The organism is Labilibaculum sp., assembly GCF_041595635.1.
Classification (GTDB): Bacteria; Bacteroidota; Bacteroidia; order Bacteroidales; family Marinifilaceae; genus Labilibaculum.
Genome location: NZ_JBFHJW010000055.1, coordinates 20,593 through 28,377 on the forward strand (window position 1 = coordinate 20,593; position 7,785 = coordinate 28,377).

Here is a 7,785-nt window from a genome sequence, read left to right on the forward strand (position 1 = left end):
TATGAGTAAGAATTTTAGAATTATTGGATTGTTGGCGGTTATTTTTCTTGGCCTTGCTTGTAGTTCCCAGAAATCAGTCGAATTGCAATCTCCAGATGGAAAATTGACTTATAAGCTGGATGTTAATGAAGAAGGAAATTTGTTTTATCAGTTAAAAGCAGATGAGATTCTAATTATAAATAGCTCAAAATTGGGTTTGGTTTTAAAAGAAGACTCATTGTTTACTGATAAAGTGAAAATTATATCAGTAGATGAAATTGAGAAAGAAGAGACATGGGAACCTGTTTGGGGACCGAATAAATCGATTAAAAGCAATTATAGAGAAGCAATTGTATTGTTGCAAAATGCCAATTCGAAGGAATTTAAACTGCACATGCGTTTGTTTAATGATGGATTGGGATTTAGATACGAAATTCCGAAGCAGAATGGTCTTGATAGTATCAACATCATGAATGAATTAACGGAGTTCAATTTCGCGGAAAATGGAACAGCCTGGACTATTCCAGCTAACTTCGATACTTATGAAATGTTGTATCGAACCACTTCAATAAACGAGGTGGAAAATGCAAATACGCCTGCAACTTTTAAAACGGATGCAGGCAACTATTTGAGTATTCATGAGGCAAATTTGACCAATTATGCCGGAATGACCTTACAAAATACAGGAGGAACTCATTTTCAGGCAAACCTGGTTCCCTGGCCCGATGGAATTAAGGTAAAAACAAAAGCTTCGCTGCTATCGCCATGGAGAACAATTACCATTAGAAAATCGGCGGCTGCTTTGGTTGAATCTAATTTGATACAGAATTTAAATGAGCCTTGTAAATTAGAGGATACTTCGTGGATTCAGCCAATGAAATACGTAGGAATTTGGTGGGGAATGCACTTGGGCGTTGAAACCTGGACAATAGGACCAAAGCATGGAGCCACAACCGAAAATATGAAAAAGTACATCGATTTTGCCTCGGAGAATGGTGTGCATGCAGTTTTAGCCGAAGGATGGAATACAGGTTGGGACAATTGGGGAAAACCAGAAGCTTTCGATCAGACTACCGCTTCGGCCGATTTCGATTTCGATGCGATTGTAAAGTATGCAAAATCCAGAGATGTTGAATTAATTGGTCATCACGAAACAGGAGGAGATTATATTTTTTATGAAGAATGTATGGATGCTGCATTTTCGAAGCTCCATAATAATGGGATAAGAACATTAAAAACAGGTTATGCAGGTGCCATTCCAAACAAACAATATCATCACGGACAAAAAATGGTGCAGCATTACCGAAAAGTTGTCGAAACAGCAGCTAAATATCATTTAATGATTGATGCACACGAACCCATTAAGGCTACCGGAATTAGCAGAACTTATCCGAATATGATGACACGCGAAGGTGCTCGTGGAATGGAGTGGAATGCTTGGAGCGAGGGAAATCCACCAGAGCATCATGTAATTCTACCATTTACCAGATGTTTGGGTGGACCGATTGATTATACTCCTGGAACATTCGATATTTTGTATAAGAACAGAAAAGAATACATTAAATGGAACAGCAACGACAAAGGAAATTCTCGTGTGCATACTACGCTTGCCAAGCAACTGGCTTTGTGGGTTTGCTTGTACAGTCCCTTGCAAATGGCTTCCGATTTAGTGAGCAACTACGAAGATCAGCCAGCATTTAAATTTTTCGAAAATTTGCCTGCCGAATTTGATGAATCGAAAGTTCTGGCAGCAGAAATTGGAGACTATTATTCTGTAGCCAGAAGAAGTGGAGACAATTGGTATATTGGTTGTATCACTGATGAGAATGCTAGAAATATTACTTTGGATCTATCATTCTTAAATTCGGATAAAAAATACAAAGCAATAATTTATGCTGATGGACCAAATGCTGATCTTCAAAACAATCCTACAGATATTCGAATTTTTGAACAAGAAGTTAACTCAGGCACCAAACTGGAGGTTAGCATGATAGAGAGTGGTGGACAGGCTATTGAAATTGTAGAACTGTAAAGATTCATTTCGTAACAGGTTCTCGAATTTTGAGAGTAATACTGCTTAGGAAAGCAAAAACCATTAATTATTTAAATCAAAAACATGAAAGCAAAACTTTATTTGGTCTTAGTATCCCTACTAAGTATAATGGGCTGCAAAGAGAAAGTGCATGAAACCTCCTACGAGTATCTATTTCAGGATCCTAAAGTTCATATTGATGATCGGGTAGACGATCTTATTGTACAACTTAGCCTGGAAGAAAAATTGTCTTTGATGACTCACGAAGCTCAGGCTATTCCTCGTTTGAATATTCCTTACTACAATTGGTGGAGTGAGTGTTTGCACGGCGTAGCTCGTTCTGTTCCCGCTACCGTTTTTCCACAGGCTATAGGTTTAGCTGCAACTTTCGATAGGGATTTAATTCGTGATGTGGCGGATGCTATTTCTGATGAGGCCAGAGGAATATACAATGAGGCAGTAAGTAAAGGAATTCATAAGCAATACATGGGTTTGACTTTTTGGTCTCCTAATGTGAATATATTCAGAGATCCGCGATGGGGACGTGGACATGAGACTTATGGCGAAGATCCTTATTTGAGTGGTGAATTGGGAGCAGCTTTTGTGAATGGATTACAAGGAACAGATCCTGATCATTTAAAAGTGGCAGCTTGTGCCAAACATTTTGCTGTGCATAATGGTCCTGAAGCTCTGCGTCATAGTTTTAATGCGATTGTAAACGATAAAGATTTAAATGAAAGTTATCTTCCCGCTTTTAAGAAATTGATCGATGCCGATGTGGCAGGTGTAATGTGCGCCTACAATCGGACCAATGATGAAGTTTGTTGTGGCAGCCCCGAGCTTTTAATGAATATTTTACGAGAAGAGTGGGGATTCGACGGTTATGTTGTTTCTGATTGTGGAGCCTTATATGATTTTCATAAGTTCCATAAATCAACTAAAAGTCCAGAAGAGTCAGCAGCATTGGCCATTAAAAATGATGTGAATGTAAATTGCGGTAACATATACAATCATTTGTCTTCGGCACTAGAAAAGGGTTTGGTTAGCGAGAGGGAATTGGATCATGCTTTGAGAAAGCAATTAAAAATCCGTTTCAAACTAGGGATGTTTGATGAGGATGGGCTATATTCAGATATCAACCAGTCGGTTATACGATGTGAGAAACACACTCAATTGTCAAGAAAAACAGCTCAAAAATCCATTGTATTGCTTAAGAATAAAAATCATGTATTGCCTTTGCAAAAAGATCTGTCACAAGTATATGTTACGGGTAATAATGCAGCCGATATTAATGTTTTGCTGGGAAATTATTATGGAGTAAACCCAAATATGAATACCGTTTTGGAAGGGATTGCGGGTAAGGTCTCCAAATCTACAATCGTTCAATACAATCAAGGAATTTTGCAGGTACAAAAGCTTGAGGATATGAATACTGGATTGCCTGGAAATGCCGCGGCAGCTGATGCCACAATTGCAGTGATAGGGCAGACTGCTCTTTTGGAAGGAGAAGCTGGTGATGCAATCGCGCCTTTGGGTGGCGATAGGGAAAAAATAGAATTACCAGAAAACCAATTGAAATTTGTGAGATTACTTCGCAAAGCATGTGGCGACAAACCATTAATCGTGGTAATTTGTTCGGGAAGTGCTATCGCTATGCCAGAGCTGGAAGAACTTGCAGATGCTATTGTTTGGGCTTGGTATCCTGGTGAACAGGGAGGAAATGCCATTGCTGATATTCTATTCGGAGATGTTTCTCCCTCGGGAAAATTGCCCATTAGCATGTATAAATCAACAGAAGATCTTGGTGATTTTGAGGATTACAATATTGCTGAATCTAAAAAAACCTACCGTTACTTCGAGGGAGAAGTTTCTTATCCGTTCGGTTATGGGCTGAATTACTCTACACTGCAATATGAGGCCATTGGAGATTCTCAATTGCAATATTCCTCAGATAAGGAAATGAGCGTAAAAGTGAAAATAAGCAATACAGGTAGTTTTGATTTGGAAGAAGTGGTGCAGCTTTATACACAGCCCAAAAACACATCTTTTATTAGTCCGAAATTTAGTTTGAGAAATTTTAAAAGGATTAGTCTGGCAGCAGGAGAATCAAAAGAAATATCTTTTGATATTACCGATGAGACCTTGTCTCAGGTTGATGATTCTGGAATTACTCAACTCTTTAAGGGTGAAACTACTATTTATGTTGGGGGAGCTCTTCCTATAAAAAAATCGTTGGAATTGGGGATGCCAAAACCCGTTGAATTTTCTGTTTGCGTAAAATAATATGAAAAGTTGCAAGAAAGACTGATTCTATTTTTGAAGTCAAATATTTTGTTGATGTTTTTCTGTAAGGCGGTAAATAAATGGCGAATAGACTGATATTTGGGATGAATTAATAAAAAAGCTTATGAATTAACCTCAAAATTAATGAGTTTTTAACCCTTTTATGCTTAATTTGATACAAGTCGATGTTAGAGAATCGTTCGGGTGAAGTTGGCTAGACTGATCCCGAACGATATTCTTTTATCAATTAATTCCGAATTTTAATTTTACGGAATGCGAAGTAGAATATTAGCCTAAAATGATGAGGACAATAGAAACTGCTTTACTCATTATTCCGATATCACAGGAGGAGAAAAATTAGATCTTTTTTCAGGGCGTTCCCTTCGGGCGGGCTTTCCATTGCAACTCCTCGCTCATGCTTCGCTGCGGGGTTTTTATTACAATCCCTAACGCATTGCTTCCACAAAAAAACTGATTTGCTTTTCAACAAATCGGTTCAATACTATATTATTCATTTTTCTTCTTTGGAATTTGTCCATTCCATCTTGTATTCTTCCATTTTTGCTGCTCTTCCTTGTTCAGAAAAGTCCAGGCAACAATGCGGCTGGTTTTATTTCCCTGTCCCATGGGCAAGGTTTCAATTTTTGTGGCGTTAACCTCTGTAAGTGCCTGGTAAATACTTTTAAGGTTCGATTCTTTTGAAATTAAACTCGAAAACCAGAAGCACGATTCTGCAAACTTCTTACTCTGATTAATCATGTTGCGCACAAATCTTGCTTCGCCACCCTCGCACCACAATTCATTACTTTGCCCAGCAAAATTTAAATTTGGCTTACTCTCTTTTCCCTTGCTCAAATTTCGGGTTTTTCGCATGGTTCCCTCCATTGCAGCTTCAGCCGAAGCATGAAAAGGAGGATTGCAAATCGATAGATCTACATAGCCATCTTTTGGAATTACACCGTAAAAAAAGTCTTTCGGATTCTCTTGAATCACGCATTTAACTTTTCCCTGTAAATTTCGGTTCGAATTGATAATATTTTCTGCAGACTGCAAGGCAACAGGATCAATATCCGATGCAATAAATTGCCAGTCGTACTCATTGCTACCAATAATAGGATAGATGCAATTGGCTCCCGTTCCAATATCCAAACAGGTAATTTTGCTGCCGGTAGGAATCTTTCCGTAGTTGTTTTGGCGTAATAAATCCGCAATATGATGAATGTAATCTGCACGACCAGGAATTGGCGGACAAAGGTAGCCATCAGGAATATCCCAGTTTTCGAGTCCATAAAAATGGATTAAAAGGGCTCTGTTCAGCATTTTAATTGCATCAGGATTGGCGAAGTCGATGGATTCATCCTGATATTTATTTAAGATGACGAATGGTTTTAATTCAGGGCAGTTTTCTATCAATTTTGCAAAATCGTAACGCTCACGATTTTTATTCCTTTCGTGTAATCTCGATTTTTCTTTTGGATGTTTTCTCTTCTTATTTAGCATGGATATGATTCTCTGATTTGAATCGGCTAAATTAGAATAATAATAGCAGAAAGCCTCATGTTCGATGGATTTGATATTTTTACTCGAGCTGTTTGTGTATTCTGTTTTCAATGGTCAAAATCCGATTCAATCGATCTTATTTACAATAAAAAAAAGTCCACCCGCATGTTACGAATGGACTTTGGCATCATCTATTCAGATGATTATTTCTTTTTATAAGCGTCGTTGTGAATGGCATTAATTGCTCTTCCCGAAGGATCGGCATTGTTACGGAACGATTCGTCCCAGGCTAATGCTTCTGCAGTACTACAAGCAATAGAGGGGACCGAAGGCACACAGGCTGCTGCAGTTTCTGATGGAAAATGCTCTGTGAAAATCACACGATAGTAATATTCTTCTTTCGACATCGGAGGATTAACTGGGAAACGGAAACTTGCATTTTTCAGTTGCTCATCTGTAATTTCTTTGTCGGCAATTTCTTTCAAGGTGTCAATCCAATTGTAACCAACTCCATCCGAAAATTGTTCCTTTTGTCTCCAGGCTACTTCTTCTGGCAAATAATCTTCAAAAGCTTTACGGAGCACCCATTTTTCCATTTTACCATCCTTAGCCATTTTATCTTCAGGATTGATTCTCATGGCAATGTCCAAAAACTCTTTGTCTAGAAATGGAACTCGGCTTTCAACACCCCATGAAGCCATGGACTTATTGGAACGTAAACAGTCATATAGATGAAGTTTATCTAATTTTCGAATACATTCCTTATGAAATTCTTCGGCATTCGGAGCTTTGTGAAAGTAAAGATATCCTCCAAACATTTCATCAGCACCTTCACCTGAAAGCACCATTTTTATTCCCATCGATTTAATTACTCTTGCCATTAAATACATTGGAGTAGAGGCACGAACAGTAGTTACATCGTAAGTTTCCAAGTGATAAATTACATCGTTTATAGCATCTAAACCTTCTTGAACGGTAAAAGTTACTTCGTGATGAATGGTATCGATATGTTTTGCTACTTTCTTCGAAGCTGCCAAATCAGGTGAACCTTCCAAACCAATTGCAAATGAGTGCAATTGAGGGTACCATGCGTCTTTTTCATCACCAGACTCAATTCGTTTGCCTGCGTATGTTTTGGCAATAGCCGATATAATTGATGAATCCAAACCTCCCGAAAGTAAAACTCCATAAGGTACATCAGACATTAACTGGCGATGAACAGCATCTTCCAAGCCTTTGCGAAGAACAGCCATATCTGTTTTATTGTCTTTTATATTTTGATAATCTTGCCAATCGCGATGGTACCATTCTTTAACAACACCATTTTTGCTGTAAAGAAATTTACCAGGAAGAAATTCTTCAATTTTATTGCAATATCCTTCGAGTGATTTTAGTTCAGAAGCAACATAGTAGTTTCCATGTTTATCCCAACCTTGATACAAAGGAATGATTCCCATATGATCCCGACCAATTAGGTAACAATCGTTCTTTTTGTCGTATAGGGCAAAAGCAAAAATACCATTCAAATCATCAATAAAATCGATGCCTTTTTGTTGATACAAGGCTAAAATTACTTCACAATCAGATTTCGTTAAGAACTCATAGGATCCGTTCATCTGATTTCGAATGTCCATATGATTATAGATTTCACCATTAACAGCCAGGGCCAAATTACCGTCCTTGCTATAAAGTGGTTGTCCTCCCGATTGAGGATCTACAATCGATAGTCTCTCATGAGACAGTATCGCCTTTTCGTCACAAAATATTCCAGACCAGTCTGGACCTCTGTGACGAATTTTTTTAGACATTTCTAGAATTTGAGGGCGTAGCTGCTTAGCATCCACCTTCAAATCAAAAACTCCTACAAATCCACACATAAAAAAATGTTTAATAGTTATTTCTCAGCTTGTAAAATGAGGTTAAGCTGTATTAATTTTGGTATTAATCGCTGAAATTACGATTTTCAAACTATTTTCCACTATGTTTTACTC

At 38.0% G+C, this 7,785-nt stretch carries 4 protein-coding genes; 2 read left to right on the forward strand and 2 right to left on the reverse strand.

The features are described 5' to 3' along the window. Position 1 precedes the first annotated feature (1 nt). Both ABYT26_RS13890 and ABYT26_RS13895 read left to right on the forward strand, forming a co-directional pair. Positions 2-2,011 carry a glycoside hydrolase family 97 protein gene (locus ABYT26_RS13890; RefSeq protein ID WP_372754909.1) on the forward strand — a complete coding sequence of 670 codons (2,010 nt, stop codon included), beginning with the start codon at positions 2-4 and terminating at the stop codon, positions 2,009-2,011. 84 nt (positions 2,012-2,095) lie between these two features. Then, positions 2,096-4,294 carry a glycoside hydrolase family 3 C-terminal domain-containing protein gene (locus tag ABYT26_RS13895; RefSeq protein ID WP_372754911.1) on the forward strand — a complete coding sequence of 733 codons (2,199 nt, stop codon included), beginning with the start codon at positions 2,096-2,098 and terminating at the stop codon, positions 4,292-4,294. A gap of 507 nt (positions 4,295-4,801) precedes the next feature. Here ABYT26_RS13895 and rlmF read toward each other — a convergent pair. Both rlmF and asnB read right to left on the reverse strand, forming a co-directional pair. Continuing rightward, positions 4,802-5,905, reverse strand: coding sequence for a 23S rRNA (adenine(1618)-N(6))-methyltransferase RlmF (gene rlmF, locus ABYT26_RS13900; protein ID WP_372754913.1), 1,104 nt, complete (start codon positions 5,903-5,905; stop codon positions 4,802-4,804). A gap of 92 nt (positions 5,906-5,997) precedes the next feature. Next, entirely contained in the window at positions 5,998-7,671 is a 1,674-nt protein-coding gene (gene asnB, locus ABYT26_RS13905) for an asparagine synthase B (RefSeq protein ID WP_372754915.1), read from the reverse strand. Between the last annotated feature and the right edge of the window lie 114 nt (positions 7,672-7,785).